Raw genomic sequence first — 745 nt, forward strand, 5'->3', positions numbered from 1 at the left:
GTTCGGGCTGACGTGCGTACAGTGCCTGTTCCAGGGCATCGAGCACGAAATCGGTCCGCATCGAGCTGCTTACCCGCCAGCCGACGATTCGTCGAGCAAAGACGTCGATGACGAAGGCAACGTAAACGAAACCCTGCCACGTCGAGACGTACGTGAAGTCCGATACCCACAGCTGGTTTGGCCGCTGCGCCTTGAACTGGCGATTGACCCGGTCGAGCGGGCACGGCGCCTTTGCATCGGGAACCGTCGTGCGTACGACCTTGCCGCGCATGACGCCTCGCAGGCCAGCCTTGCGCATCAAGCGCTCCACCGTGCAGCGGGCCACATCAGTGCCCTCACGCCGCAGCTGGCGCCACACTTTATCGGCCCCGTAGACCTGCAGGTTTGCCTGCCAGACCCGCTCGATGTCGACGCTCAGCACGTCGTCACGCTGGACACGTGCACAACGCAACTCAGGATTGTGCCGCTGCGCGGCGTAACGCCAGTAGCCGGACGGCGCGACCTGCATCACCCGGCAGATCGGCTCGACGCCGTAAGCATGGCGGAACTGGGCGATGAATGCCCTCACGGCTTGAAGCGGCGGTCGAGCTCCGCCTGGGCAAAAAACGCACTCGCCAGACGCAGAATCTCGTTTGCCTTGCGCAGCACCCGCACTTCTCGCTCCAGCGCTTTGATGCGCTCTTCCTCGGCAGTGGTTGGACCTGGACGCTGGCCAGTGTCACGCTCATGCTGACGTACCCAGCGG

The 745-nt window shown here is 63.9% G+C and carries 1 pseudogene and 1 other annotated feature; the pseudogene reads right to left on the reverse strand.

The features are described 5' to 3' along the window. Window positions 1-745, reverse strand: a pseudogene (locus KVT32_RS27965) (IS3 family transposase); the annotation flags it as partial. Then, window positions 494-610 (reverse strand) — a sequence feature (AL1L pseudoknot). (Overlaps the previous pseudogene by 117 nt.)

The organism is Achromobacter sp. GbtcB20 (assembly GCF_019091095.1).
Classification (GTDB): Bacteria; Pseudomonadota; Gammaproteobacteria; order Burkholderiales; family Burkholderiaceae_B; genus Achromobacter; species Achromobacter mucicolens.